The organism is Candidatus Darwinibacter acetoxidans, from assembly GCF_041936445.1.
In the GTDB taxonomy this organism is placed as follows: domain Bacteria; phylum Bacillota; class Limnochordia; order Darwinibacteriales; family Darwinibacteriaceae; genus DTU010.
In genome coordinates this window covers 34,974-59,787 of record NZ_JBHGXH010000045.1, presented here as the reverse complement: position 1 = coordinate 59,787, position 24,814 = coordinate 34,974, and the positions used below count along the sequence as shown (strand labels likewise).

The 24,814-nt window shown below is 57.8% G+C and carries 27 protein-coding genes, 2 tRNA genes and 1 other annotated feature; of the genes, 15 read left to right on the top strand and 14 right to left on the bottom strand.

The window, feature by feature from the left end:
* Positions 1–5 precede the first annotated feature (5 nt).
* Positions 6–1,409: an MATE family efflux transporter gene (locus tag ACE4YL_RS01865; RefSeq protein ID WP_461358843.1), complete on the bottom strand. Its 1,404-nt coding sequence runs from the start codon at positions 1,407–1,409 to the stop codon at positions 6–8.
* A gap of 169 nt (positions 1,410–1,578) precedes the next feature.
* Between ACE4YL_RS01865 and ACE4YL_RS01860 the strand changes: the two genes are divergently transcribed.
* From ACE4YL_RS01860 to ACE4YL_RS01840, 5 genes are all read left to right on the top strand, one after another.
* Positions 1,579–2,196: a histidine phosphatase family protein gene (locus tag ACE4YL_RS01860; protein ID WP_461358844.1), complete on the top strand. Its 618-nt coding sequence runs from the start codon at positions 1,579–1,581 to the stop codon at positions 2,194–2,196.
* 13 nt (positions 2,197–2,209) lie between these two features.
* Positions 2,210–2,959 carry a SagB/ThcOx family dehydrogenase gene (locus ACE4YL_RS01855; RefSeq protein WP_461358845.1) on the top strand — a complete coding sequence of 250 codons (750 nt, stop codon included), beginning with the start codon at positions 2,210–2,212 and terminating at the stop codon, positions 2,957–2,959.
* A 4-nt stretch (positions 2,960–2,963) separates the two neighbouring features.
* Complete coding sequence (gene helD / locus ACE4YL_RS01850) at positions 2,964–5,222, top strand: RNA polymerase recycling motor HelD (RefSeq protein WP_461365050.1); 2,259 nt, start codon at positions 2,964–2,966, stop codon at positions 5,220–5,222.
* A gap of 249 nt (positions 5,223–5,471) precedes the next feature.
* Complete coding sequence (locus ACE4YL_RS01845; RefSeq protein ID WP_461358847.1) at positions 5,472–7,025, top strand: ATP-binding cassette domain-containing protein; 1,554 nt, start codon at positions 5,472–5,474, stop codon at positions 7,023–7,025.
* 406 nt (positions 7,026–7,431) lie between these two features.
* Entirely contained in the window at positions 7,432–8,541 is a 1,110-nt protein-coding gene (locus ACE4YL_RS01840; protein ID WP_461359889.1) for a S8/S53 family peptidase, read from the top strand.
* 191 nt (positions 8,542–8,732) lie between these two features.
* On the opposite strand, the gene ACE4YL_RS01835 is transcribed toward ACE4YL_RS01840, so the two are convergent.
* Positions 8,733–8,808: transfer RNA gene (locus ACE4YL_RS01835), tRNA-Trp, on the bottom strand.
* Positions 8,809–8,912: 104 nt separating this feature from the next.
* Here ACE4YL_RS01835 and pduL point away from each other — a divergent pair.
* A complete protein-coding gene (pduL, locus tag ACE4YL_RS01830; protein WP_461358849.1) occupies positions 8,913–9,509 on the top strand; it encodes a phosphate propanoyltransferase in 597 nt (198 codons plus the stop codon).
* Positions 9,510–9,527: 18 nt separating this feature from the next.
* Positions 9,528–11,501, top strand: a complete 1,974-nt coding sequence (tkt, locus tag ACE4YL_RS01825) for a transketolase (protein WP_461358850.1) — start codon at positions 9,528–9,530, stop codon at positions 11,499–11,501.
* 43 nt (positions 11,502–11,544) lie between these two features.
* Here the strand turns inward: tkt and ACE4YL_RS01820 are convergent, their stop codons facing one another.
* Together ACE4YL_RS01820 and ACE4YL_RS01815 are read right to left on the bottom strand one after the other, a co-directional pair.
* Positions 11,545–11,946, bottom strand: a complete 402-nt coding sequence (locus ACE4YL_RS01820; RefSeq protein ID WP_461359888.1) for a spore coat protein — start codon at positions 11,944–11,946, stop codon at positions 11,545–11,547.
* A gap of 12 nt (positions 11,947–11,958) precedes the next feature.
* Positions 11,959–12,237 (bottom strand): hypothetical protein, encoded by a 279-nt coding sequence (locus ACE4YL_RS01815; RefSeq protein WP_461358852.1) that lies wholly within the window; start codon positions 12,235–12,237, stop codon positions 11,959–11,961.
* Between the two features lie 180 nt (positions 12,238–12,417).
* Between ACE4YL_RS01815 and ACE4YL_RS01810 the strand changes: the two genes are divergently transcribed.
* The 5 genes from ACE4YL_RS01810 to ACE4YL_RS01790 all read left to right on the top strand — a co-directional run bounded on the left by ACE4YL_RS01810 (position 12,418) and on the right by ACE4YL_RS01790 (position 15,446).
* Positions 12,418–13,638: a DUF438 domain-containing protein gene (locus tag ACE4YL_RS01810; protein ID WP_461358853.1), complete on the top strand. Its 1,221-nt coding sequence runs from the start codon at positions 12,418–12,420 to the stop codon at positions 13,636–13,638.
* Positions 13,639–13,729: 91 nt separating this feature from the next.
* The gene (locus ACE4YL_RS01805) at positions 13,730–14,416 is read left to right on the top strand and encodes a 3'-5' exonuclease (protein WP_461359891.1); all 687 of its coding nucleotides are present in this window, start codon (positions 13,730–13,732) and stop codon (positions 14,414–14,416) included.
* 71 nt (positions 14,417–14,487) lie between these two features.
* Positions 14,488–14,808: a thioredoxin gene (trxA, locus tag ACE4YL_RS01800; protein WP_461358854.1), complete on the top strand. Its 321-nt coding sequence runs from the start codon at positions 14,488–14,490 to the stop codon at positions 14,806–14,808.
* Positions 14,809–14,844: 36 nt separating this feature from the next.
* A tRNA-Met gene (locus ACE4YL_RS01795) sits at positions 14,845–14,921 on the top strand.
* 99 nt (positions 14,922–15,020) lie between these two features.
* Positions 15,021–15,446 carry a (deoxy)nucleoside triphosphate pyrophosphohydrolase gene (locus ACE4YL_RS01790; protein WP_461358855.1) on the top strand — a complete coding sequence of 142 codons (426 nt, stop codon included), beginning with the start codon at positions 15,021–15,023 and terminating at the stop codon, positions 15,444–15,446.
* On the opposite strand, the gene ACE4YL_RS01785 is transcribed toward ACE4YL_RS01790, so the two are convergent.
* Positions 15,387–16,226 carry a DegV family protein gene (locus tag ACE4YL_RS01785; protein WP_461358856.1) on the bottom strand — a complete coding sequence of 280 codons (840 nt, stop codon included), beginning with the start codon at positions 16,224–16,226 and terminating at the stop codon, positions 15,387–15,389. The genes ACE4YL_RS01790 and ACE4YL_RS01785 overlap by 60 nt on opposite strands.
* Positions 16,227–16,377: 151 nt before the next feature.
* Positions 16,378–16,593, top strand: a binding site (T-box leader).
* A 60-nt stretch (positions 16,594–16,653) separates the two neighbouring features.
* On the opposite strand from ACE4YL_RS01785, the gene trpS reads away from it, so the two are divergent.
* Positions 16,654–17,736, top strand: coding sequence for a tryptophan--tRNA ligase (gene trpS, locus ACE4YL_RS01780; protein ID WP_461358857.1), 1,083 nt, complete (start codon positions 16,654–16,656; stop codon positions 17,734–17,736).
* A 16-nt stretch (positions 17,737–17,752) separates the two neighbouring features.
* A complete protein-coding gene (locus tag ACE4YL_RS01775; protein WP_461358858.1) occupies positions 17,753–18,607 on the top strand; it encodes a hypothetical protein in 855 nt (284 codons plus the stop codon).
* Between the two features lie 229 nt (positions 18,608–18,836).
* On the opposite strand, the gene ACE4YL_RS01770 is transcribed toward ACE4YL_RS01775, so the two are convergent.
* Positions 18,837–19,172: a LysM peptidoglycan-binding domain-containing protein gene (locus tag ACE4YL_RS01770; protein ID WP_461358859.1), complete on the bottom strand. Its 336-nt coding sequence runs from the start codon at positions 19,170–19,172 to the stop codon at positions 18,837–18,839.
* 159 nt (positions 19,173–19,331) lie between these two features.
* Between ACE4YL_RS01770 and lexA the strand changes: the two genes are divergently transcribed.
* Positions 19,332–19,943 (top strand): transcriptional repressor LexA, encoded by a 612-nt coding sequence (gene lexA, locus ACE4YL_RS01765; protein WP_461358860.1) that lies wholly within the window; start codon positions 19,332–19,334, stop codon positions 19,941–19,943.
* Between the two features lie 37 nt (positions 19,944–19,980).
* Here the strand turns inward: lexA and ACE4YL_RS01760 are convergent, their stop codons facing one another.
* From ACE4YL_RS01760 to ACE4YL_RS01725, 8 genes are all read right to left on the bottom strand, one after another.
* A complete protein-coding gene (locus ACE4YL_RS01760; RefSeq protein WP_461358861.1) occupies positions 19,981–20,331 on the bottom strand; it encodes a hypothetical protein in 351 nt (116 codons plus the stop codon).
* Between the two features lie 26 nt (positions 20,332–20,357).
* On the bottom strand, positions 20,358–20,690 hold the full coding sequence (locus tag ACE4YL_RS01755) for a hypothetical protein (RefSeq protein ID WP_461358862.1): 333 nt from the start codon (positions 20,688–20,690) through the stop codon (positions 20,358–20,360).
* 17 nt (positions 20,691–20,707) lie between these two features.
* Positions 20,708–20,866, bottom strand: a complete 159-nt coding sequence (locus ACE4YL_RS01750; RefSeq protein WP_461358863.1) for a hypothetical protein — start codon at positions 20,864–20,866, stop codon at positions 20,708–20,710.
* A gap of 80 nt (positions 20,867–20,946) precedes the next feature.
* Entirely contained in the window at positions 20,947–21,705 is a 759-nt protein-coding gene (gene surE / locus ACE4YL_RS01745) for a 5'/3'-nucleotidase SurE (protein ID WP_461359887.1), read from the bottom strand.
* Positions 21,706–21,725: 20 nt separating this feature from the next.
* Positions 21,726–22,376 (bottom strand): MgtC/SapB family protein, encoded by a 651-nt coding sequence (locus ACE4YL_RS01740; protein WP_461358865.1) that lies wholly within the window; start codon positions 22,374–22,376, stop codon positions 21,726–21,728.
* Between the two features lie 18 nt (positions 22,377–22,394).
* On the bottom strand, positions 22,395–23,615 hold the full coding sequence (locus ACE4YL_RS01735) for a methionine gamma-lyase family protein (RefSeq protein ID WP_461358866.1): 1,221 nt from the start codon (positions 23,613–23,615) through the stop codon (positions 22,395–22,397).
* Positions 23,602–23,853 (bottom strand): hypothetical protein, encoded by a 252-nt coding sequence (locus ACE4YL_RS01730; protein WP_461358867.1) that lies wholly within the window; start codon positions 23,851–23,853, stop codon positions 23,602–23,604. Before ACE4YL_RS01730 ends, ACE4YL_RS01735 begins: the two co-directional genes overlap by 14 nt.
* 61 nt (positions 23,854–23,914) lie before the next feature.
* Complete coding sequence (locus ACE4YL_RS01725) at positions 23,915–24,772, bottom strand: AAA family ATPase (RefSeq protein WP_461358868.1); 858 nt, start codon at positions 24,770–24,772, stop codon at positions 23,915–23,917.
* Between the last annotated feature and the right edge of the window lie 42 nt (positions 24,773–24,814).

Genomic DNA, 24,814 nt, shown 5'->3' with positions numbered 1-24,814 from the left:
AGAGGCTAAGCAGCCTCTTTGTTCATGCTCTTTTTGAGTCCCTTGGCGCGCCACGCGCCCCGTTTGAAAAAGCCGTAGGTAATCAGTGCACCTAAGGTCCAGGCCACAAGCAGGGAGACGAAGGTAGATTCGGGCCTGCCCGTGGGATACTGGGGGCTTCTGGTGAAGTAGGCGAGGGTGTAGGCCAAGGGCACGCGAATGATCACCGTGGTGATGATGGAGATCCACATGGGAGTTATGGTATCCCCGGCACCCCGCATCACCCCGGAGAGGGACTGGGTGACCGCCATGGCGATGTAGCCGAAGGCTAGGATGCGCAGCATGCGCTGGCTCAGGGCCACCAGTTCAGGGGTAGTGGTGAAGATGCGCATAAGGTAATGGCCAAAGAAAAGCAGAACCACGGTGATGGCCGCGGATACGCCCACGGCAATCAGGGTCCCTTCCTTGGTGCCCCGGTCAACACGGTCTAGTTTGCCGGCACCAACGTTTTGGCCTGTGAAGGTGGTCATGGCACTGCCGAAGGAGAAGTTGGGCATCATGGCAAAGCCGTCGACGCGCATGACGATCACATTGGCGGCAATGACCATTTCTCCGAAGGTATTCATCAGGGACTGCACCATGATCATGGCCATGGAGAAAATGGCTTGGGTTAGCCCGGAGGGCAGGCCCAGCTTGATCACGGCGAGAGAAAGCTCCCTATCCAGCTTGAGCGCGGCGCGGTTAAGGTCGAAGTGCTCCCGCATCCTGGCCAGCTTGCCCAGACAGAGCACGGCGGAAAGGGCCTGGGCCAGCACCGTGGCCAGGGCTACACCAGGGACCCCAAGGCCAAAGCTGGCCACAAAAATGATGTCCAGGACCACGTTGAGCGCGGTACTCAGAAGCAGGAAGACCAAGGCGGACACGGAATCCCCCAGGCCACGCAGAATTCCGGAGAGGATGTTGAAGTAGGAAAAGCCAGCGCCGCCCAAAAAGAAGATGTTCAGATAACCTACGCACCAATCGATGATGGAAGCGGGCGTGTTCAAAAGCTCGAGCAGCGGACGGGTTACCAGAGGCCCCACCACCATGATGATCACAGAGGTGATGGCGGTAAGGGTCAGGCAGTTGCCGATGGTCTTGGAGAGATTCTCCCGATCTCTGGCGCCAAAATACTGGGCTACCATAATACCTGCGCCCACCGAAATGCCCACAAACAGCACCAGCAGCAGGTGGAGGACCGGGGCGGCACTGCCCACGGCGGCCAAGGCGTTGTCTCCGATATAGCGGCCCACGATGATGGAGTCTGCCGTATTGTACAGCTGCTGCGCGATGTTGCCGATGAGCATGGGGATGGAAAATTCGAGAATGCGTTTCCAAGGTGGGCCTTGGGTCAGGTCTTTAGCCGCGAAGAGTTCTCTAGCCTTGGCCATAAGCAACCTCCTTCCAAAATGAAAAAACAGAAGCCTCCTGGGGCTCCCACAAGTATCATAGCTTGATTCTAGTACTCCTTTTCACTTCTGTCAATAACCAGTGCCAGTAAAGGAAAAGGGTGTGCTGTGCCGAATAAAAAGGCAGGCATCTTAAAGCGGGGTAAGACCGATGGAACTTTTGATCATCCGCCACGGTCAGTCCCAGGCGGATCTGGAAGACCGCCATGAGGGCCGGGCCGATTTCCCCCTTACTCAGCTCGGGGTCAAGCAGGCCCAGCTGCTGGCGGAGTGGGTGCAGGAGCGCTTTCCACCTGAGCTCATCTTGTCCAGTCCCCTGCAGCGCGCCAGCCGCACCGCGGAGATCCTCCGCGGGGCCACAGGGGCGCCCCTGCAGCTGGAGCCTGCCTTGATGGAGTGGAACAACGGGCTGCTGGCGGGACTTGCCCGGCAGGAAGCAGCGGAGCGCTTTCCCCTGCCGCCAGGGGGTCGCAGGCCCCACGATACCTACGCTGAGACCGAGTCCTTCATCGAGTTCAGGGCACGGGTAGAGATGTTCTGGTCCAAGTTCACCTACGAGTATATCCTGCCAGGGGCTTTTAAGCGGATTGCCCTGGTTAGCCACGCCGGCACCATAACTCAGCTCTTTCGCTGTTTTTTGGGGTTGCCCGTGGTGTGTGATTGCTTCTTCAGCACCGGCGATACGGGGGTGCATCTTTGGTCGCTGGAATCGGGGAGAAGAACCATCGTCTTTGCCAACAGTCTGGAGCATCTCCAGGCTTTAGGGTAGAAGGGAGAGTACTATGACAGGTATCGGCAGAGAGTTCATGGAAAAGACCAAGTATCAGCACCTGGCCCCGTCCCACCAGGATCTGGGACTGCCCCAGCCGCCTCTGCAGGTTGCGGTGCCAGCTGACGCCGTTTTCATCGAACTGCCGCCAATTGAGCAGATTAAGGTTAAGGAGATGGACTTAAGGACGGCCATGGCGGCCAGGCGCTCAAGGCGCAAGTATGCCCGCACCGGGCTGACTCTAGCCGAACTTGCCTACCTGCTTTGGTCTACCCAGGGCGTGCAGCAGGTGACCGATCGACCGTCCACCCTGCGCCCTGTGCCTTCGGCTGGTGCCCGCCACGCCCTGGAGACGTACCTGCTGATCAACAGGGTGGAAGGGCTGGAGCCGGGGTTGTACCGCTATGTGGCCCTTGGACATAAACTGTTGGCAGTTGACCTGGGCGCGCAGCTGGCCTGGGAGATTGCCCGCGCGGCAGGCGATCAGCCCTTTCTGGCCGAAAGCGCCGTTACCTTTCTCTGGGCTGTCGACATCTACCGGATGACCTGGAGGTATGGGGAGCGGGGCTACCGCTACATCCTCCTGGATGCCGGCCATGTGTGCCAGAATCTCTACTTAGCATCAACCGCCATCGACTGTGGGGTTTGTGCCGTCGCTGCCTTCGATGACGATGAGCTCAACAAGCTCTTGGGACTCGATGGCGAGCAGCATTTTGTCGTTTACCTTGCTGCGGTGGGTAAAACCGCAGCCCAGTGGGGGTGACCTGTTGGACAGAAAAGAGTTTGCCCGGGAACAGAAGTGGTTGGACCGGGTTTACAAAGAGATAGATGAACAGCTGGCCGAGCAGGAAGCGCAGGTCAGGGAGTTCTACGCGGAGATGCGGGAAATACGCCGGTCCCTCAGCGAAGAACACCGCATCAGCTCAGCCGGTGATAAACGCCTCATGGACGCTGCCCAGCGCATCGTGGAGCTGAGGCACGGAGCGGTGGAGTTCGGCATCCAGCACCGCCTCCTCAGGCAGCTGCGCGCCCTGGAGAGAAACCCCTATTTCGGCCGCATCGATTTCCGTGAAGAAGGGGCACCAAGCAGTGAGGCGATTTATGTAGGTGTGCGTTCGCTTTTGGACCGGGCCACGGGCTGGCCGCTGGTTTACGATTGGCGGGCGCCCATTTCCAGCATGTTCTACGATTACGGTTTAGGCGAGGCCCAGTACACCGGCCCCGGCGGGACCTATCGCGGTGAGATTACCCTCAAGCGCCAATACGGGATCAAGCATCGCCAGCTGCAGTACATGTTCGACAACGAGCTCACCATTGACGATGAGATCCTGCGGGAAGCCTTGGGGCGCAACGCCACAGCCAAGATGCGCACCATTGTCAACACCATCCAGCGGGAGCAGAACCAGGCCATCCGCAACGATCAAGACGCTCGCCTGTTGGTGGAAGGAGCAGCCGGCAGCGGGAAAACCTCGGTGGCGCTGCACCGGGTGGCCTATATGCTCTACAAATACCGGGAAAGCCTTGAACCGGAAAACATCTTGGTGTTTTCGCCCAACAAGATCTTCAGCGACTATATCTCCCAGGTTCTGCCCGATCTGGGCGAGGAGAACGTACCGCAGCTGACCTATCGAGAATTTGCCGAGTCCTTCTTTGACTGGCAGTGGGATGTGGAAACCCACGTCGCTTACCTGGAAGAGCTGCTCAGCCAGGATGAGGATGAGCGGCAGCGGCGCCTGGAGAGGTGCAGCTTCAAGTCATCACCGGCGTTTCAACGGGTGCTGGATGCCTTGATCCAGCTGGTGACGGGGGAAGCGGCTGCTTTTTCCGACATCTACATGGGCAAAAAGCTCTTGATGTCCGCCGCCGAACAGGAGAGGTTGTTTGGGGAAAGCTACGCCTATCTGCCGGTGCAAAAGCGCCTGCTGAAGATCCGCCAGCGCATCCTCCATGTGCTCCGCCCCCTCAAGAAAAGGCGCCTGAGGGCGGTGCTCAATGCCATCCAGCAGGAAGCGGCCTTTGAAGGAGAAACCTGGTTGGCCAAGGCCCGGGAGGCGGTGCGGCGGGTTCGGCGGGAGCTGGAGCCACTACTCACCCGCCTGAACAGCCAGTACAAGGTGGACAGCATCACCTGGTATCGGCGCCTGTGGCAGGATCCCGGACTGTGGGAAAGGGTAGCCGGAGAACTCAAGGCTCCCTCCGGAGCAGGGGAGAGCCTGCGCACTTTGGACGAGGGCTGTATTGCCTTTGAAGATGTGGTGCCCTTGATGTACCTCAAAGGCGAACTGGAGGGCTACCCATTGCGGCGGGGCATCCTGCATGTGGTGGTGGATGAAGTGCAGGACTACGCCCCCCTGCAGCTGCGCGTACTGACCAGTACCTTCCCCGCGGCCCGCTATACCCTGGTGGGCGATGTTTACCAGTCCCTCCATCCTTATGTGTGGGGCAGCAGCGCCGACCAGCTGGAGGAGCTGTTTGCCGGCCTGGACCTGCGGACTGTGAGACTGAACAAGAGCTATCGCTCTACCCAGGAGATCTTCCGCTTCTGCAGTGCACTGCTGGGGGGTTCCGGCGCGGAAACGGTGCTGCGCACGGGAAGAAAACCACAAGTCTATCAAACAGCTCCCGGGAAGCAGGTTGAACTCATCGCAGGGAGGATTAAGGCGCACCTTGAGAACGGGTATGAGATGATCGCCGTGATCACCAAAACCGCCCAGGAGTGCCACCGGATCTATGGAGCCCTGCGGGAGCTGGACCTGGAGGTGGAGCCCACCCTCTTGGTGAAGGAGAGCGGTGAGTTCCAGAAAGGTGTGCTGGTGCTTCCGGTGTTCTTAGCCAAGGGGCTGGAGTTTGATGCGGTGATCATCGCCGATGCCAGTAGCCAGTGCTATGGCGCCGGGCATGACAAACGCCTCTTGTATGTGGCCTGCAGCAGGGCACTGCACGATCTGGATTTGGTCTGTCCCGGAGAGTTATCCCCCTTCCTGAGGAGTCTTCCTGCCGAGCTTTATGGGGTTGAGGGAGCTTGAGCTTTGTGATATACTAGACAAAGAATAACGATGTGGAGGAGAGCGATGTTCAGCTAACCAACACCGGTGACATGAACACTTGTGGAAGGGGCCTTCAGTCCAAGGCCTAGTTTGTGGTCGCCATGTTGGGCAGATGAACTGCTCTCTTAAGGTGTGTGCTTCGGCCCGCCTTAACTGCGCGATTTGTCTGCTTGCGTCCAAGCAGACTTCTTTTTTGCCCTCCTGCGGCCGCTATGCGGAGGTGTAAAGATGCTTGTCATCAAAAACCTTACCTTGATAATGACCAAAGACCTCCGGGTCTTGCTGGAGGATTTTAGTTTTTCCCTCCAGCCGGGGATGAAAGTGGGCCTCATCGGCGAAGAGGGGAACGGCAAGTCTGCGCTCCTGAAGGCCATTGCTGAGCCGGAGGCTTTGCGGAGCTATATGGAAATCCAAGGCGAGATCATCACCGTCGGTGAAGTGGTTGGCTATCTGCCCCAAGTGCTGCCTTCCGAGTTCTTGGAGCAGAGCACCAGATGGTACCTGCACTCCAAGGTGAACTGGGACGACTTCGACTACGGGACCTATTACAGACTCCTGGATGAACTGGGTTTCCCCGAAGACCGCATTTCGGAAAGCATCTCAATGCGCCACCTTTCAGGCGGGGAAAAGATCAAGTTCCAGCTCCTCTGTGAAATGCTGAAGCGACCTACGGTGCTGCTTTTGGACGAACCCAGCAATGATCTGGATTTGCAGTCCGTCAAGTGGTTGGAGGGCTTTATCCGCCGGGCGAAGATCCCCATGGTTTTCGTGTCCCACGATGAGCTGCTCCTGGACCGCTGTGCTAACACCATCATCCATCTGGAACAGCTCATGCGCAAGCGCAAGCCCCAGCATACCATCGCCCGCCTCAGTTACGGAGAGTATGTGCAAAACCGTGAGCAGCGCATCCTCAGACAGACCCGCCTGGCCCAGAAGGAACGGGAAGAATTCGAGGCCAAGCTGGAGCGCTACCGCAAGATCTACCAGCGGGTCCAGCACGAGCTGAGGACTGTGTCGCGGCAGGCTCCTTCCGTGGGCAAAAACCTCAAGGACAAGATGCACAGCGTGAAAGCACTGGGCAAGCGCTTGGAGCGGGAACAGGAGCAGATGACCAAAAGGCCAGATTACGAAGGAAGCATCAATGTCCGCTTCGACGGAGCCATCACCATCCCCCGGGGCAAGGTGATGGTGGATCTGCACCTTAAGCCTCTCCGGGCAGGTGAGCGGGTGTTAAGCCGCAGTGTGCGCCTGCACATTACAGGTCCGCAGAAGGTGTGCATTGTGGGGGCCAACGGGGCGGGGAAGACCACGCTTCTGCGGGCGGTAATCCAGGATCTGGCGGCCAGGGGTATCAAGTACGGCTACATGCCCCAGGATTACACGGAACACATGGATCCCCAGCAGAGCGCTGTGGAATTTCTCAGCCGCTCCGGAACCAGGGAAGAGCTCACCACCATCCGCACCTACTTGGGCAGTCTCAACTTCACGGCGCAGGAAATGGACCATGCCGTGGCGGAGCTCTCCGGCGGCCAGCGGGCCAAACTCTATTTCGCCAAGATGATCCTGGATCGGGCAGAGGTTCTGGTTTTGGACGAACCTACCCGCAACCTTTCGCCCCTTTCCGGTCCGGAAATCCGCGCTGCGCTGCAGGACTTCGGCGGCTGCATCATCGCCGTGTCCCACGATCGGAAGTTCATCGCTGAGGTCTTCCAGGAGGTGCTGTCCTTGGACGAAGAAGGTCTGCATCCCGTGGCCGTTTCTGCAGAGCTGGAGGATAGCTAAGGGCAGAAGACATAGCTAGGGGAGGAACAGGCCGGAACAGCAGTTAGGCGGGCCCGCCCTTGAGGATTTGGCTCGATCATCCTCTTGGGCAGCCCGCGCTACTACTCTAGGTTCGGCTTAAAACCCGCCTATCCCCGCGGGATTAGGCTGGAGGACGACTCCGCTGCAGATGTCCTTTTGGTGCTGGAGCTCCACCAGGGCACAGTACGCCACTGCGAGCACTGCAGTAGAGACAGAACTGGAAACCGCAGCCCTGCCTGCTACAGGCTGCGGTTTTTGCGCGCGTTGCGGCGTGTAGCTTGGCCTACCGGCTGATCAGGTACACAGCGTTGGTCAGGTCTTAGAGGAAAGATGGACTGAGATGGTGAATATTACCAGTGCAGATCGCTGGAAAGGAGGGAGGGGGGTGCGGTGGAAGATTATCGCCGCGCTGATCGCAGCCGTGGTCTTGTGTCTGGCCGCTGGTACACGGCTTACGGAGCAGACTGCTCAAATACCGCAGGCCTATGGCGATGTGCGGGGGCAGGATTTCAGCCAGCTGGATCTGAGGGAGGTCGAGGATCTGCTGTTTAGGCTCTCGTTCGACACCAAGACGAAGTGGCCTGAGCCAACCTTATTACCCGAGGGTTTTGACCCGGCAAAGCTCCTGGAGCTGGGCAAGGAACCAGGCCTTGGGATCAGGGAGCTGCAGGCTCTGGGGTTGACTGGCGCTGGCGTTACTGTGGCATACATCGATCAAGCCCTGCTCCTGGACCACAGCGCCTATGATAATGTGAAACTGCACTACGAAGAGCTCCTACCATCCCAGCCGTCCATGCATGGCCCGGCGGTGCTCAGTCTCTTGGCCGGGCGGGAGATCGGGATCATTCCAGAAGCCGAGGTGTACTTCTTTGCCCACAATGGGGGGCCGGAGGGGAACAAGTACGAGGCCCTCGCCCTAGAGCGCATTGTGGAGCTGAATGCTGAGCTTCCGCCGGGGAAGAAGATCCGTGTTGTGGGCATATCCCATGCACCGGCGGACTCTGTCAACAAAGAGTACGCGGATAAGCTGCGTGCTGCGGAGAAAAAGGCCAGAGAAAGCGGGATCATGGTTGTGGACTGCGACTATCCTTTGCTGACGGCGGGCGTCAGGGGATACGGCAACCGAGAAGACTACTGCAGCTACGAGCTCAGCCCCTGGCTGAAGGGTGTTCCCGAGTCTTTGCTGCCGGGACGGCTGATCGTGCCGGCGGACGGCAGAACAACGGCTGCAGGCTACTTAGGCGATCCCGACCACTACATCTACTGGGCAGAAGGGGGCTTCAGCTGGGCTGTGCCCTATGTGGTGGGCCTTATGGCCATGGCCCTGCAGCTAGACCCAGACCTCACCGAAGAAGAGATCTTTTTCCACCTGCACTCAACTGCCCACGAGCATCTCGGTGCCGACTTCGTGAATCCGAGGGGCTTTCTAGAAAGCGTCGCCGCGGCAGCTGGGCTGTCGCTTGAAATGTCCATCGGCCATCTCGATTCTCCGTAGTTCCGGCGCCGGACGGTGCGGGTTTGCGTTTTCTTTTTGTGAAACTCTGCTCAACCTAAAGCCAGCGCAGCCCTAATATGGTATAATTGAACAGGCAGGTTTGGCGCAAAATAAAAAGCACGAGACTTAATGTCTCGTGCCCATTTGCCCAGATTTGCCAGGCGGGCTTTCCATAAACCCGCAGATAGAAATGGCAGGGGAGACAGGACTCGAACCCGCAGCCCTCGGTTTTGGAGACCGATGCTCTACCAATTGAGCTACTCCCCTGCGACAGTTATTATCTTAGCACAGGAACGGGGTTTGGTCAATAGGGTGGGCAGGAATTCCCCGGTACCTGTCTAAGTAGTTAGCCGGTAACAACAAAAAAGGGAGTGGGGTATTTGGCAAGAACCGTTTTAGGAAAAGTACCAGTGGGAATCTCCAACAGACACATCCATCTATCTCAAGAGCACCTGGAGGCGCTGTTTGGCCCCGGGTATCAACTGACTGTGCGCAAGGATCTGTCCCAGACCGGGCAGTTCGCGGCCGAAGAGACGCTTACCATCGAAGGCCCGAAGTCTGCCCTTAAAAATGTCCGGATTTTAGGTCCCGTAAGGAAGGAGACGCAGGTGGAAGTATCGCGCACCGACGCTTTTGCGTTGGGCTTGCAGCCGCCGGTCCGGGATTCCGGGTATTTGGCTGAGTCTCCAGGCATTAAGCTCATCGGCCCCAAGGGCACAGTGGAGCTGGACAAGGGCGTGATCATCGCACAGCGCCATATCCACATGAATTCTGCCGATGCGGAAGCCTTCGGCGTGAAGGACAAAGACATCGTGTCCGTGCGCGTTGGCGGCGAACGGGGCCTGGTCTTTGATAACGTCTTGATTCGGGTACGGGATGATTTCGTGCTGGAGATGCACATCGACACAGATGAGGCAAATGCCGCCATGCTCAACAACGGCCAGTTGGTGGAGGTATTACGCGACTAAACGAGAGAGGTGGTATGTATGGATCTGCAGAAGATCGCCAATGTAATTCGCGGCTTGGCTGCGGACGCAGTGCAGAAGGCCAATTCGGGCCACCCGGGAGCACCCCTGGGTCTGGCTGATGTGGGCGCAGTGCTTTATTTTGACTTCCTCAAGCATAATCCGGCCAATTCCAAGTGGCCCAACCGTGACCGCTTCATCCTTTCCGGTGGCCACGCGTCCATGCTCCTTTATTCCCTGCTGCATCTTTCGGGCTATCAAGTTTCCCTTGATGACATCAAGAACTTCCGGCAGCTGGGGTCCAACACGCCCGGCCACCCGGAATACGGTGACACCGACGGAGTGGAGACAACCACCGGACCCTTGGGACAGGGCATTGCCAATGCGGTGGGTATGGCCATCGGCGAGCGCATGGCCGCGGCCCGCTTTAACCGCCCCGGGTTTGAGGTGGTTGACCATTATACATATGTGTTGTGCGGTGATGGAGATCTGATGGAAGGTGTCAGCTCCGAGGCTTCCTCCTTGGCTGGCCATCTGAAGCTGGGCAAGCTCATCGCCATCTACGACTCCAACCGCATCACCATTGAAGGATCAACCGATTTGGCCTTTACCGAATGCGTCAAGACACGCTATCAGGCCTATGGGTGGCAGGTTTTGGAAGTTGATGGTCACAACATCCCTGAGCTGCAAAAAGTGATTGCCCAGGCCAAGGAAAACCAAGAGCAGCCCACTTTGATCATTGCCCGTACGACCATCGCCAAGGGCGCGCCCACCAAAGCTGGCCTCGCTGAAACCCACGGAGCACCGCTGGGCGCTGAAGAAGTTGCGGGACTGAAGCAGGCTTTGGGACTGCCTGTGGACCAGGATTTCTACATCCCCGAAGAGCTCCAGGATCTGCCCGAGAAGATGCGGCAGCGGGGCAGGCAGCTGGAGGCGGAGTGGAAGGAACTGTTCGAGCGCTGGGCGCAGGAATACCCACAGCTCGCGGAGGAGTGGAACTCCTGGCTCAGCGGCACCCTGCCTGATCTGAGCGATATCCTCACCATGTTTGGTCCAGATGCCAACATGGCCACCCGGGCCGCCAGCGGGCAGGTGCTGAACGCCATCGCCCGCAAGGTACCCAACTTGGTGGGCGGTTCAGCTGACCTGGCGCCGTCGAACAACTCGTTCCTCCATGGCGAGGGCGTGATCAAGGCCGGTGATTTCAGCGGCCGCAACTTCAGTTTCGGCGTGCGGGAGCACGGTATGGCTGCCGTCCTCAACGGTTTAGCCCTCTATGGCCATTTCCGGGTCTTTGGCGCGACCTTCCTCGTGTTTTCCGACTACATGCGGGGCAGTATGCGCCTGGCGGCCTTGATGAAACTGCCTGTGGTCTACATTCTCACCCACGACTCCGTATACGTGGGGGAGGACGGGCCTACCCATCAACCGGTGGAAACCACAGAGTCCCTGCGGCTCATCCCCAACCTGGCGGTTTACCGCCCGGCGGACGCGGAGGAAACCGCCTGGAGCTGGGTCCAGGCCATGAAGCGCCAAGATGGGCCCACCGCCTTGGTTTTGACCCGCCAGAGCCTACCCATGCTGAAAAAACCCCAGGGCTGGGATTTCACCAAGGGTGCCTATGTGATCCGGGAAGAGCAGGAGGATCTGGCCATCGTCTTGGTGGCCGCGGGCAGCGAAGTGAGCTTGGCGCTGCAGGCCGCGGAAAAGGTGGAAAAACCAGGCTTGGGCGTGCGGGTCGTTTCCGTGCCCAACCGGGGGCTCTTCCTCAAGCAGGATGAAGCCTATCGGCGCAAGCTGATCCCCGAGGATGTGCCCACTTTAGCCATTGAGCTGGGCGTGGCCACGGGCTGGTACTCCATCAACCCCAAGGGCAGGGTGGAGGTGTACGGCCTGGATCGCTTCGGTGCCAGCGGCCCGGGTAAGCAGGTCGCGGAATACCTTGGCTTCAGCGTGGATGCCTTGGTGGAGCGGATCCAGAGTATGGTGAAATAGCAGATAGGAAGAGGCTGCACAGTAAAGGGCAGCCTCTTTTTTTCTAGAACTGTCTGGGTTGGTACATCCCTCCCGATTGATGGGGCAGCTGGCTTTCGTAGCCCTGGAATTTCTGATACTCCTTGGCCACCTGACTGGGCTGCTCAGGATGGAGTGAATACCAGCCCTTTTCAAACATGAGGTTGAACACATCCCGCGCCGCCTGGTGGGTCTCATTGAGGATGCGCATCACCTCGTTGTGCAGAGTCTGGTGGCTGGCTTCCCGGGCAAACACATTAAAGCCATCGGTCAGCCATTTCTCGGTGGCCAGCATATCATTGAGGCAGTCCCGATCGTTAAACTGAGTGCCCTGCTGCACCTGGGTGCTGGGGTTTTTTATGGTTGGGCTCGCCGAGCCCTGAAAGCGCGGTTGATAGCTTCCGTAGGGGCGGTTGTGGCTGTTCATGGTGTCCCTCCTTTACTGCCTGTAGCCTTGGTAGCCGAAATGGTCATGGTCGTGCTCCGTGTTGTTCAGCTGGTTGAGCAGAATATCGTAGTGCGTTTGATGCAGCTGGCTGATCTGCTCCAGCTGATGCTTGATCTGCTGGTCCGAGCACTGACTGGCCAGGAAGTGGGCCTTCTTCGACGCCAGCAGTTCCCAAGACAGCGCATCCGTGAGGTAGTTGCAGTCTTTGGTAGACAGTACTCTGGGAGGCTGCCCCATGCGATACTGCTGTGTATATCCTTCGCGATACATCAGAAACCCCCTTTTCCGTCTTTCAATACTAGATTACCCTGCCCTTAGCAAAACAACCCAGAAAATTACCATCGGCAAGGAGGAAATTCCTAGGAGAGGGTGAATAGATACTAAGTGGAAAACTTATAATTAGTGGACTAAACATTTGGCTATGCTAAACACAGGAGGTAAGGTCATTTAATGAGTGAATTGATTGCCAACCGCAAACACCGCCAGGAGATTCTGAAGGGTATTATCCGCGACATCCATGCCGGAGCCGATGTGGAAGAGGTCAAAAGCCGCTTTGCTGATCTTTTGGCCCAGGTGGGGCCGGCGGAAATTGGGGAAATCGAGCAGGCCCTGATCAATGAGGGCATGCCGGTGGAAGAGATTCAAAGGCTCTGCGATGTCCATGTGGCGGTCTTCAGAGATTCCCTGGAAAAGCAGTTGACCGGCGCGGCTGCCCCGCAGGATCCCGCGGAAGAAGCCCTGCACGACCTCAAGGAGTTCAACAAGAAAACTGGCGCGCTTGTGGAAGAGATCCGCGGCATTCTGGACCAGATCAGTTCAGCTCCAGATGGAGCAGATCATTCGGCCCAGCTCGCAGCCTGGGCCGCTAAACACCAGCAGCTGCTGGAAGTGGATAAACACTACGCCAAGAAGGAAAACGTCCTTTTCCCATACCTGGAGCGCTACGGCATCAGTGGACCGCCCATGGTCATGTGGGGCAAGCACGATGAGATTCGGGCAGCCTTAAAGGAAGTGACTCAGGTTATCGCCAAGGCTCAGGAAAAACTGTCAGGAGCCCAGCTGGCCGCGGACATCGGCAATATTGTGCTGCCGGCCCTGGCAGATGTGTCCGAGATGATCTACAAGGAGGAAAACATCCTCTTCCCGCTTTGCCGCGAGACCTTTACGCAGGATGAGTGGCGGGAAATCGGGGCCCAGTTCAAAGATCCCCTGGCCACTGTGTATAAGAGCAAAGAAGCAGAGGCTAGAACGGCTACAGGTGGTGCCATTGAACTGGAAGTTGGTGCCCTCACACCTGAGCAGCTCAATCTGATCTTCAGCCACCTACCCGTGGATCTCACCTTTGTGGATGAGAATGATGAAGTAGCTTTCTTCTCCTTAGGTCCGGAGCGCATCTTTGAACGCACCAGGGCCGCCATCGGCCGCAAAGTGCAGCTCTGCCATCCGCCCAGCAGTATGGGAGTTGTTGAGCGGATCCTGGATGATTTCAAGAGCGGGCGCAGAGACGTGGCGGAATTTTGGATTCCCATGAAGGATATGCTGGTGCACATCCGCTACTTCGCGGTGCGCGACAGCCAGGGCCGCTATCGGGGCACTCTGGAAGTGACCCAGAACATCGCTGAGATCAAGAAGATCACGGGCGAAAAACGCATCTACGACTACGAAAGTTAAATCAGTCACTTCCGACTATCCCTCCATGTTAGGTGGAGGGATTTTCATCGCTCGGGAAGAAATCAAAATGGAAGTATAGGCTCAGGAGGGGCTGATTGAGATTTCGGATCGACTGATTTTCCTGGATGTGGAGACAACTGGTCTAGATCCTGAGCGGGATCGCATTATCGAGATCTTCATGCTTGCGCTCAGCAAAAGCGGGGAGGTGGCCCAGTATGAAACCCTGATCAACCCGGAAAGGCCCCTGCTCCCGGAAATTGTGGAGCTCACCGGGCTGACCGATGCTGATCTCAAGGATGCACCGCTGGAAGCGGCCGTGGCTCCAGAGATCAGGGAGTTTATTGGGCTGGGCACCCCTGTGGCCCACAACCTAAGCTTCGATCTGCGCTTTGTCAATGCCATGTTCCGGCGCAACAACCTTTTGGAGCTGGGTGAGGGTGGCCTGGATACTCTGGCCATCAGCAGGGCGCTTTTCCCCAAGCTAGCCATCTACCCTGGGGGCGGCGGCAGCCATCGGCTCAGCAATCTAATGTACCATTTCCGCCTGGACGGGGCCTACGCCAATGCCCACCGGGCCCGGGAAGATGTGCTGCTCCTGGTGGAGGTCTTCCGGCATCTGCAGGACTACGCCGCGGGACGGGGCAGCTTAAGCTACCCCGAACCGCTGATCTACGGCTGTCCCACCTGCGGGTCGGTCATGTATGTTAACCGGGAAGACGGCCGGGACGTGCTGGTCTGCAAAAACCAGCCCTCTTGTCAGGTAAAACTGGTTGTCTAGGGGGTTGACATATACCCCGTGGGGGTATATACTAGAGACGAAAGAAGTTCTCGATTGAGGAGGATGCTAAAATGCCAATGACAGTGACCGATCAGGATTTCCAGAGCAAGATCTTGGATCATAAAGGCGTATCTTTTGTGGATTTCTGGGCAGGCTGGTGCGCACCGTGCCGGATGCTCGCTCCCATCGTGGAGGAACTGGCCCAGGACTATGCCGGTAAAGCCCAGATTGCCAAGCTGGATGTGGACGCCAACCAGTACACCGCCCGTCAGTACGGTGTGATGAGCATTCCCACCATGATCATCTTCAAGGACGGCCAAGAAGTGGACCGTCTAGTGGGTGTAATGCCCAAGGAGATCATCGCTTCCAGGCTCGATAAATGGCTCTCTTGACAAACGGGAAAATCTGCGCTATGATATAAGCGGTGACGCGGGGTGGAGCAGTCTGGTAGCTCGTCGGGCTCATAACCCGAAGGTTGCAGGTTCAAATCCTGCCCCCGCAACCAAATTTGCCAGCAAAATGCCAGTTCTGCCTAGCTTCAGGCCCGAACTGGCTTTTCTGTTGCCGGCTGCAGGCTGGACGAAGAGGTTTGGAGGTCATCACTATGCCGCTGCCTGTAATTGCAGCCGTTATTCGGCAAGGCCAAGAGGTACTGCTGTGTCAGCGCAAAGAAGGGGCCCTGGCCGGCAAGTGGGAGTTTCCAGGCGGTAAGCTGGAAAATGGAGAGAGCCCGGAGGAGTGCCTGGTTCGGGAGATCGAGGAAGAGCTGGGCATCCAGATAGAGGTGGAGCAGATCTATCAGGCTGTGCATGCCCACTACGACCACGGCGACTTTTTGATCATCGCCTACCTAGCCAGGCATCTCGGGGGAGAGATCACCCTCCGGGTCCATTCCGCTTACGCCTGGGTGGACGTGGCTGATCTGGACGAGTACGACCTGGCGGACGCCAATGTACCCATCGCCAGGAGCCTAAAAGAAAACAGCAAGCCCGCCGGGACCGGCGTGGGTACCCACGGTGGGGCCGATTAGTCCTTCAATGATCTCTTTGGGCCCAAGTTCCTTTTGGACCAGGGCCTTCAGCTCATCCACGGCGTCGGCGCCGTAACTGTGGACAACCGCCACTCGCCGCTGGGAAAAATCGATTCCATGCCCTTTAGCCTTGTCGATCAAGGCCTGCAGGGCTTTTTTTGTGGAACGCACCTTGTCATCCACTTCCACGGTTCCTTCCTGGGTGATCTTCAAAATGGGTTTGATCTTCAGCATGGTGCCCACCAGTCCCTGGGTTTTGGTCAAGCGTCCCCCTTTCACCAGGTGGGTTAGGGAGTCGATGGTGAAATAGGCTCCAGCGCTGGCGCGGTCTCTTTCCAGCTGCTGCAGCACTTCCGGCAGGCTCTGGCCCCCCTGGAGCATTTCTCCCGCGGTGATCACTAAAAGGGCCTCGCCGATGGAGGCAGATTTGGAGTCGAAGATGTGGATCTTGTCCGTCTGCAGGATTTCCTTGGCCAGGTGGGCGCTCTGCAGCGTGCCGCTGAGCTTGGCAGAAATGCCGATGTAGAGGATGGTATACCCATCATCGAGATAGGGCTGGAACGCCTCTACGAAATCATGGGGGTTGGCCTGGTTGGTGGCCGGCAGCTCTTTGCTTGCCGCCATCTTCTTCCAGAAATCCACAATGGAGAGGGTGACCCCGTCCTTATATTCCTCTTCGCCGAAGATGACAGTTAAGGGAATCACTCCCACGTTATACCGCTTGCGGTACAGCTCTGGTAGATCCGATGCACTGTCTGTAAAGAGCTTGATCTTGTCCATGGTTTCATCCTTTCTCCAAAGTCTAGGCTACCAAGTTCGACCTTGGCGCCGGCTTCCCTTCGGACCAGATCGGCGCTCTGCTGCTAATGGACGCCTTTGTTCCCGCCATCCCTTGACTTGGCGGCGGGCCCGTGGGTATAATTAGTCTAAAGCAAAGACAGGGAAGGGGAATAGTACCTTCGTCCCTCTGGTCCAGAGAGTCGATAGGTTGGTGGGATATCGAACCAGATACGAAGGGAATGGGCCCTGGAGTCGCCAGGCTGAACGGACAGTAGGCCTGGACGGTTGTCCCCCGTTACGGGATCAAGGAGCGGATCGCAGAGGCGATCAAGCAGGGTGGCACCGCGGTAGTTTTATCGTCCCTTTCTCGGGGGGCGGTTTTTTTATGGAACAAAACCATGCGCAAGGGAAAGGATGAGGAGAGACGATGGCTGTTGAGCATACGGAATATGGAACGTTTGAAGCGTCTTTGGCCAGGAGCAGGGCGCTGGAAAAAGAGCTGCGGGAAAATCCGGAGAAACACAAAATCCTCACCGGGGATCGGCCCACGGGGCGCCTGCATATCGGCCATTACTTTGGTTCCCTGCAGAACCGGGTGCGCCTGCATAAACTGGGCGTTCCCACCTTTATCGTTATCGCCGATTACCAGGTGCTCACGGACAGGGACACGTTCGAGACCATCAGTGAAAACGTCCACCAGCTGGTCATTGACTATATCGCCGCGGGGCTGGATCCCCATGATGGGAAAACCTTTATCTTCCCCCACAGCCATGTACCGGAGCTGAACCAGCTGCTGCTGCCGTTTTTGACGCTGGTCACCATGGCGGAGCTCGACCGCAATCCAACTGTGAAGGAGGAAATCGCCGCTGCCGGCCTGAAGAGCATCAACGCGGGGATGTACACCTACCCGGTACACCAAGCCGCGGACATTCTTTTCTGCAAGGCCACGGTGGTGCCGGTGGGGAAGGATCAGCTGCCCCACTTGGAGCTGACCCGCACCATTGCCCGCCGCTTCAACAACCGCTTCGCCAAGGATCAACCTGTCTTCCCGGAGCCCCAGGCGCTCCTCAGCGAAGCACCTTTGATTTTGGGCCTGGATGGCGCCCAGAAGATGAGCAAGAGCCGGAACAACGCCATCATGCTCAGCGCGGATGAAGACGAGACGGCCCAGCTGATTAAAAAGGCCAAAACCGACTCTGAGCGCCGGATCACCTACGACCCGGAAAACCGTCCTGAGGTTTCCAACCTCCTGCTGCTCACTTCGCTTACCACCGGGCGTCCGCCGGAGGAAATTGCGGAAGAGATAGGGGATGGCGGGGCAGGGCAGCTGAAGAGGATGCTCACCGAATCCCTCAATGAGTACCTGCGGCCTCTGCGGGCCCGCCGCAGGGAACTGGAACAAGATCCAGCCTACATCCGCCAGGTGCTGCGGGACGGCATCAAGGCCGCCCGGGAGGAGGCCATTAAGACGCTGGAGGAAGTCAGGGCAGTTATGAACATGGCCTTCTAGGGGTGAGCCAAGTGGTATGCTCAGGGAACTGACCGCCATTGACGAACAAATGATCGATTTTGCTTGGGAATTGGGGAAGAGGGCAGAAACTGCGAGCTATCCCCGGCCCAGCTCCCGGGCACAGCTCCTAGAACGCCTGCAGAAGGCGGTCCACCCTGACCAGGAAGGGGCACTGGGGTATTATGCTGGAGGGCTGCTCCAGGGGATTTGTACCTATTTTTGGGATCCTCAGGAGAGATATGCCCAAACAACCCTGTTCTTGCTGGAGAGGAGCGGCTATCCCCAGGCCGCCGATGAGTTCACGGCCTTCCTACGGGATCGCTTAGGCGGCTATGAACTGCTGGTGGGCGTGTCCGCCGCAAATGATGCTGCCGTTAGCTATCTACAGGATCGCGGCTTCGTCTGTGTGGAGGCGAGTATTGACACTAGACTAGCCCGGTGGCGCCGGCAAACTGTCGACCAGGCGATCGTGGTGGAAGCCATAGGCCCAGCCAGTTTCGGGGAATACGCGGCTTTCCACGACCAACACGCGCTGCCCTTGGAGATGTATTGGCACAGCAAGAATATCCAGCGGGAACTGGAGCGCTTCAGGATCCTTGCTGTGCGCCAAGGGGGCGAGATCCGGGCCAGCATTTTTGCCAGGACGTACCCCGGGGGTGCAGAGATAATTGGCCACTTCGCACCAGATGGAGCCTACGCGGTGAGGGAGGCTTTGCTCCAGAGCCTGCTGGAATTGCTCCATCGAGGGGCGAGGCCGCCAGAAGAGGTTGTGTACTTCATCGATGAGGGCAGTGACCTGGAGCTGCAGGCAGCTTTGAACGCCGGGTTTGAGATCAACGATCACTACCGCTGCTATAGGTGCATCCTCTGACGATAACGGGACGGGGGAGGACTCAAATCCACCGTCCCGTTTAAAATCATTTCGTAGTTTACATAATATCCCTTATGCGAAGTAACAGAAAACGCAGGCGGGGGGAGGTACAAAAAATCCACCCTCCAGGTTTTCCTCCCTTGGGTGGATCTGTTTATCCTGTTTGCTTTTGGGCCGGAGTTCTGACGCTCTTAGTTGCTTCCACGTCTGTGCAGCTGCCACGCTCAGCTCAGCGGCTGGCCAGGTGCGTCGCCTGGAGCCGTTTTACTTCCACGGTGAGGATCTGCCCGGGAAAAATCTCCGCGGAACTGAGCTGATTGAGTTCACGGATGCGGCCCACTGCGTCCCGGGGATCTGCATCGGGCATCTGGCTTACGGCAATGTCCCACAACGTGTCGCCTGGCTGGACCACAATTTGCGTGTAGATGCGCTCTGTGCCCGCCTCGATCCAGCAGCGATCAAGGGCGCTCAGCTTGACTACAATGGCTGCTGCGCTCAGCACCAGCATCAGCAGCAGTGCAAATACCCAGATGGTCGTAACTGCGCTCTGTGCCTGGCCCCGCATGGCTGTGTACCTCCTGCCGAACAAGTGTTCCTTCACTTGTAGTATATAGGGGAACATATGTTTTGTCAAGCCTTTTCAGAACAATTGTTTGACCGCTCCCCGCTGACCATGCTATAATGAACTCAGCGAAGCCGAAATCAAGCCTTAGGAGGTCGTGGTATGCCCAAGCTTTCCGAGCGTCAGCGCAAGATCCTGGAGTTTATCAGAAGCGAAGTGGCCACCAAGGGGTATCCCCCTTCTGTCCGGGAAATAGGCAACGCAGTAGGCTTGCGCAGCAGTTCCACCGTCCACGGCCACCTGACCAAATTAGAAGAACTGGGATATATCCGGCGGGACCTCTCTAAGCCCCGGGCCATTGAGCTTCTGGACGACGCTCTGGCGCCGCGCACCCGGATGGTCAATGTGCCCTTGGTTGGCAAGGTAACCGCCGGCACGCCGATTCTAGCTGTGGAAAACATCGAGGATTATTACCCCATACCGATGGATTTGGTTGAGCATGAGGATGTGTTCATGCTGAGGGTGAAGGGCGACAGCATGGTTGAGGCGGGCATTCTCGACGGCGACTTCGTCCTGGTGGCCCGCCAGGAGACCGCCCTCAACGGGGAAATCGTGGTCGCGCTCATCGACGGCGAGGAAGCCACTGTCAAGCGCTTTTTCCATGAAGGCACCCACATCCGCCTGCAGCCGGAAAACGCAGCCCTAGAGCCTTTGCTCGTGGATGATGTGCGGATTTTGGGGAAGGTAATCGGGGTATTCCGCAGGATTCACTGAAGGTTGAAGGCAGAGAAATCAGAGACGAGCAGCGCTTTCACTGCTCGTCTTTTTTGTATTCCCCATAGGTGATCAGTTTGCCGTTGATCACTTCGCTGTCCACCACATCGTATTTGGCATCGAAATCAACGGTGGCTTCAATGCGCTGATAGCACCTGGAACCCACCACGGTCTTTCTGACGAAGTACTGCCCGGGACCGAGTTCAGCATCTGGTCCCTCCCGCTTTTGCAGTTCGCTGGTGGTTCTCAGTCTCACCGGGATTTTTTCTCCGCATCTGTCACACTGTACATAGATCCAGATGGCGTACCTACCATCCCGCTTCACATAACCGGTCTTGGCCTTGGACCTGGACCGGCCAGGCGCAAAAAGTCTGGCGAGAAAGTCCATGTTTTTCTGCCTCCACATCCACGATTCTATGCACGTACATTTACTTTGGCATCCACGGGACTTTCTCCTGCAATAAACAGAAAAAAGACTTCCAGCGCCTCTTTAACCCCCTGGTCTTTGCTGCCGGAAATAAAGTGAGGTAAACCTGCATATCTCTCCACCGCAAGGAGATATGTCTGGTTTACCCCACATTCCAAAACCTGCTTGTGCAGCCACTGGTAGACGCTGCAGCGGGCTAGTGCATAGCTTCTCCAGAAATCTGGATCACTTCGGTACTGGCAGAACACCAGGTCCTGCTGGGCAAGGCACATGCAGCGCTTTAAAGCTCTCAGCACGTCAGCCTGGGCCAAAGCGATCATAACGTCCCGGTCCCCCCTTATTGGTCACTTCCCTCCTGCTCGGCACCGACTGGGATGTATACATACTGGACTTTGCCATCGATGACCAGTTCGTAAAAGTCGCAGAGCTGTTCGTCTTTTTTTAGTGAACCGATGTAACGGGCCTGATGCTTAAACTCCAGCGGTTCCCTGCCCATAGCCGGCTCCCCCTTTCTACCGCCCGTTCTAGTTTATTATCACTCCAAATCTTGGTCCCTATACAAAAAAGGTGCCGCACTCACGTGGGCACTCTCTTCCGGCTGCGCAGGCGCTCAAGTTCTTGGTAATTGGTCAGGTCAAACTGCAGGGGCGTAACGGAAACGTAGCCTTGATCCACAGCCACAATATCGATGTCCAGTTCCTTGGACTTCAGGGTGCCCGGGGTGCCCCCCAGCCAGTAGTAGCTGTCACCCCGGGGATCCCGGCGCATCTGCACCATGCTCTCATAGCGGCGCACTCCAAGCCTGGTGAAGCGCACCCCTTTGATCTCCGCCTTGGGCAGGCCTGGGATATTGATGTTCAGCACGCCCGCCTGCGGCAAGAGGTCGGGGTGCAGGAGAAATCCAGGGTCCTGAAAGAGCAGCTCCCGTACTATCTCCGCGGCATCAGATAGATACTCCTCGGGCCCTGCCAGGGAAAAGGCGATGCTGGGGATACCGTTCAGCACCCCTTCCAGGGCCGCGGCCACGGTTCCTGAATACAGCACATCGGAACCGAGGTTGGCGCCGTGGTTGATGCCAGAAAGCAGGAAATCAGGTTTCAGCCTGAGTCCGTTCAAGGCCATGATCACGCAGTCAGCTGGCGTACCGTTGAGGATATGGCCCTGCTCCGTCTGCCTGAGGCGGAGCGGCCGGTGGATGGTGATGGCATGGCTCATGCCGCTGTGCTGCTGCTGGGGGGCGACCACGGTCACCTCTCCCCTGTCCTGCACAGCGCTGCGCAGAGCAGCCAAGCCGGGGGCGGCAATTCCGTCGTCGTTCACAAGCAAGATCTTCACCTGGCATCACCGTCCCCATCCTATTTGTAACTAGCCCTTTTTACCCCCGGTGTTGAGACCAGCTCTTCGATGATGCTCACCCGGCTGTGCCTGGGGGAAATATCCACCTGGAGGTCCAGCTTGGCTTCCCCGGTATCACTCCCGGACAGCTCCACGTTGAGCACATCCACTTCGAACTTGGCCAAAACCGCAAAGACCCGGGCCAGCTGACCGGGTGTATCCTGGATGACCATGGTCAGCGTTTCATGCTTGGTGGTTATGTACCTCCACTCCAGCTGGTTGAGGACCAAGAGGGTCAGGACTACCAAAATGGTTCCCAAGATGCCGGAAAAATAAAGGCCTGCTCCCACCGTAAGGCCAATTCCCGCCACTGTCCAGAGGCTTGCCGCGGTGGTGAGGCCGCGGATGTTGGCACCTTCCCGCATGATCGTACCTGCACCGAGGAAACCGATGCCGCTCACCACCTGCGCGGCGATGCGTCCAGGTTCGCTATGTTCCGACGGAAAGGCGTAAGCCGAAACGATCATGATCAAGGCGGAGCCCATGCTGACTAAGATGTGCGTTCTAAAGCCCGCCGGGCGGCCGTGGCTTTCCCGCTCCAACCCCACCAGGCCCCCCAGGATGAGTGCCAGTACTAATCGTGCCGCTATTTCCACGTTGGTAATCTCCAACCGGTTCACCTCCCTAGTCTAATCTGCTAAGCCCATCTCCCTGAGGACGAAGCGCAGGGCGATCTCCACATGCTGCCGGGACATGCCGCCCTGCAGATAGCCGATGTATGGTTCCCGCAGGGGCCCATCCGCACTCAGCTCGATGGAAGAACCTTGAATGAAGGTGCCGCCGGCCATGACCACTTCATCAACATAACCCGGCATCAGGCTGGGGACCGGCAGGTAGTGGGCATCAACCGGTGCGGCCTTTTGAATGCCCCGGCAGAAGCTGAGCAGCTCCTCCCGGGAGCGGAACTTGATGGCTTGTACGATATCGGTGCGCGGTTCCTCGGGCAGCGGGGCCACTTCATAGCCCAAGCTGCGGAACACCTCTGCCGCCAGGAGCGCACCGTAGATGGCTTCTCCCACCAGATGGGGTGCCAAAAAAAGGCCTTGGAGCAGGGATCTGGCCAGGCCGAAGGATGAGCCCAGCCTCCCAGCAAGGCTGGGTGCCGTGAGGATCTCGGCGCAAAGACCCACCAGGTCTGTTCGCCCTGCGATATAGCCTCCGCTCACCGCCAGGGCACCGCCGGGGTTTTTGATCAGCGAGCCGGCGATGAGATCCGCCCCAGCTTCCAGCGGCTCGAAAACCTCCACAAACTCCCCGTAGCAGTTGTCCACAAAGACAATGCAGTCTGGATTGGCTTCCCGCACCGCTTTGATGCCCGCGGCCAGGTCGGCGATGCTTAAGGAGGATCGCCAGCTGTAACCCCGGGAACGCTGGAAAATGGCCATCTTCGTTTTCGGGGTGATCTGTTTCCCGATGGCCTCCAGATCCAGATGGCCCGTGGGCAGCAGGGGAATCTCCCTGTAGCTGATACCCCGCTTAACCAGGCTTCTAGGTGAGCTTCCCCTGGTTCCAATCACAGCCTGCAGGGTATCATAGGGCGGGCCGCTGGCGGAGACCAGCTCATCTCCGGGCTCCAGAATGGATAGACAGATCGAAATGGCGTGGGTGCCGGAGACAATCTGCGGCCGGCAGAGCGCCGCTTCCGCTTTGAAGACGTGTCTGTATACTTCCTCCAGGGTCTCTCTGCCCGGGTCGGCGTAGCCATAGCCTGTGGCCTCACCGAAGCTGTGACTGGCCACCTTCGCGGCGTGGAAAGCCCGCAGGACCTTTTCCTGATTGGCGAGGACCACAGCCTCCATGGGAGTATAGTAAGGAGCGATTCTCTCTTTGGCCTGCTCAATCAGTTTCACTGGGCACCTCTGCGCGCATGGCAGCCCCGAAACTGCCTTTGATCTGGACCCGTTTGCCGGGGAGCTTTTCTAGGATGCTTTCTTTGATCGGTTTTTCTGAATAGATGTGCAGACGCCAAGCCCCGCTGGAGGTTTGAAACATCTCCAGCTCACCGGTGATGCCGTGTTTGTTCCACAGTTTATCTGCTGCAGCCCGCACTTCTTCTTCGGTGGCAAATTCTAGTGCGATGGTGTTCATGGCTTCGACCTCCTCCGGAGTTATCATGAAGTCTTCGGTAAACCTTGGGCAAATCCTGCTTCTAGGGATCGCTTCCCCGGAAATCAACCGGGGAGATCACGGTAAGCTCGCCTTTGGTCAGCTCCCCCTTCCCCACCAGGCGCACCGCCTGGCGGCGGATCACCTGCTCCACAAGGTTGCGGACCGCCCGGGCATTGCCGAAGGTTGCCGGATCGCCCTGGCGCAGACGGCGGATCTGCCGGATCAGCTCCTGCTGAGCCCGGGCTGTGAGGGTGTACTCCCTCTTTTCCAGCATGGCCAAGGCGATCTTGTAAAGCTCAATATCGGTGTAGTCGGGGAATTCCACCGTGATGGGAAAGCGGGAGCGCAGCCCGGGATTGGCTTCCAGGAAACTGTGCATGGGCTGGGGGTAGCCCGCCAAGATAACCACGAAGCTGTCCCGGTGGTCTTCCATGGCCTTAACTAAGGTATCGATGGCTTCTTTGCCAAAATCCCGCTCCCCGCCCCGGGCCAGGGAATAGGCTTCATCGATGAAGAGCAGGCCTCCCTGGGCCTGTTTAATCACTTCCCGCGTTTTCTGGGCGGTTTGTCCTATGTATTGGGCCACCAAATCCGCCCGTTCCACTTCTACGGTATGCCCCTTTTGCAGGATGCCCATTTCCCTCAGCATCTTGCTGAGCAGGCGGGCCACGGTTGTTTTCCCCGTGCCCGGATTGCCGACAAAGATGGTATGTAAGACCATGGGTTCACAGGTTAGCTGCAGCGTCTGGCGGTATTTCTGAATGAGGGCAAAGGCCTGGATTTCCCGGATCACCCGCTTCACGGACTGCAGCCCCACCAGGGCATCCAACTCGGCCTGGAGTTCCCGCAGGCGTTCCCGCTGGCGATCTTCTAGGCCTTGGAAAGCGGTGGTAGACATCCCAGCCACACCTTCCTTTCCCCTCTCATCTATACGCCGTCG

Coding starts and splice junctions, on each gene's coding strand:
- ACE4YL_RS01845 (WP_461358847.1), top strand. CDS start 5,472: ATGCTTGTCATCAAAAACCTTACCTTGATAATGACCAAAGACCTCCGG.
- ACE4YL_RS01725 (WP_461358868.1), bottom strand. CDS start 24,772: ATGTCTACCACCGCTTTCCAAGGCCTAGAAGATCGCCAGCGGGAACGC.
- tkt (WP_461358850.1), top strand. CDS start 9,528: ATGGATCTGCAGAAGATCGCCAATGTAATTCGCGGCTTGGCTGCGGAC.
- trpS (WP_461358857.1), top strand. CDS start 16,654: ATGGCTGTTGAGCATACGGAATATGGAACGTTTGAAGCGTCTTTGGCC.
- ACE4YL_RS01860 (WP_461358844.1), top strand. CDS start 1,579: ATGGAACTTTTGATCATCCGCCACGGTCAGTCCCAGGCGGATCTGGAA.
- ACE4YL_RS01775 (WP_461358858.1), top strand. CDS start 17,753: ATGCTCAGGGAACTGACCGCCATTGACGAACAAATGATCGATTTTGCT.
- ACE4YL_RS01755 (WP_461358862.1), bottom strand. CDS start 20,690: ATGATCGCTTTGGCCCAGGCTGACGTGCTGAGAGCTTTAAAGCGCTGC.
- trxA (WP_461358854.1), top strand. CDS start 14,488: ATGCCAATGACAGTGACCGATCAGGATTTCCAGAGCAAGATCTTGGAT.
- ACE4YL_RS01760 (WP_461358861.1), bottom strand. CDS start 20,331: ATGGACTTTCTCGCCAGACTTTTTGCGCCTGGCCGGTCCAGGTCCAAG.
- lexA (WP_461358860.1), top strand. CDS start 19,332: ATGCCCAAGCTTTCCGAGCGTCAGCGCAAGATCCTGGAGTTTATCAGA.
- ACE4YL_RS01790 (WP_461358855.1), top strand. CDS start 15,021: ATGCCGCTGCCTGTAATTGCAGCCGTTATTCGGCAAGGCCAAGAGGTA.
- ACE4YL_RS01785 (WP_461358856.1), bottom strand. CDS start 16,226: ATGGACAAGATCAAGCTCTTTACAGACAGTGCATCGGATCTACCAGAG.
- ACE4YL_RS01770 (WP_461358859.1), bottom strand. CDS start 19,172: ATGCGGGGCCAGGCACAGAGCGCAGTTACGACCATCTGGGTATTTGCA.
- ACE4YL_RS01855 (WP_461358845.1), top strand. CDS start 2,210: ATGACAGGTATCGGCAGAGAGTTCATGGAAAAGACCAAGTATCAGCAC.
- ACE4YL_RS01820 (WP_461359888.1), bottom strand. CDS start 11,946: ATGAACAGCCACAACCGCCCCTACGGAAGCTATCAACCGCGCTTTCAG.
- ACE4YL_RS01815 (WP_461358852.1), bottom strand. CDS start 12,237: ATGTATCGCGAAGGATATACACAGCAGTATCGCATGGGGCAGCCTCCC.
- ACE4YL_RS01810 (WP_461358853.1), top strand. CDS start 12,418: ATGAGTGAATTGATTGCCAACCGCAAACACCGCCAGGAGATTCTGAAG.
- ACE4YL_RS01750 (WP_461358863.1), bottom strand. CDS start 20,866: ATGGGCAGGGAACCGCTGGAGTTTAAGCATCAGGCCCGTTACATCGGT.
- ACE4YL_RS01865 (WP_461358843.1), bottom strand. CDS start 1,409: ATGGCCAAGGCTAGAGAACTCTTCGCGGCTAAAGACCTGACCCAAGGC.
- ACE4YL_RS01730 (WP_461358867.1), bottom strand. CDS start 23,853: ATGAACACCATCGCACTAGAATTTGCCACCGAAGAAGAAGTGCGGGCT.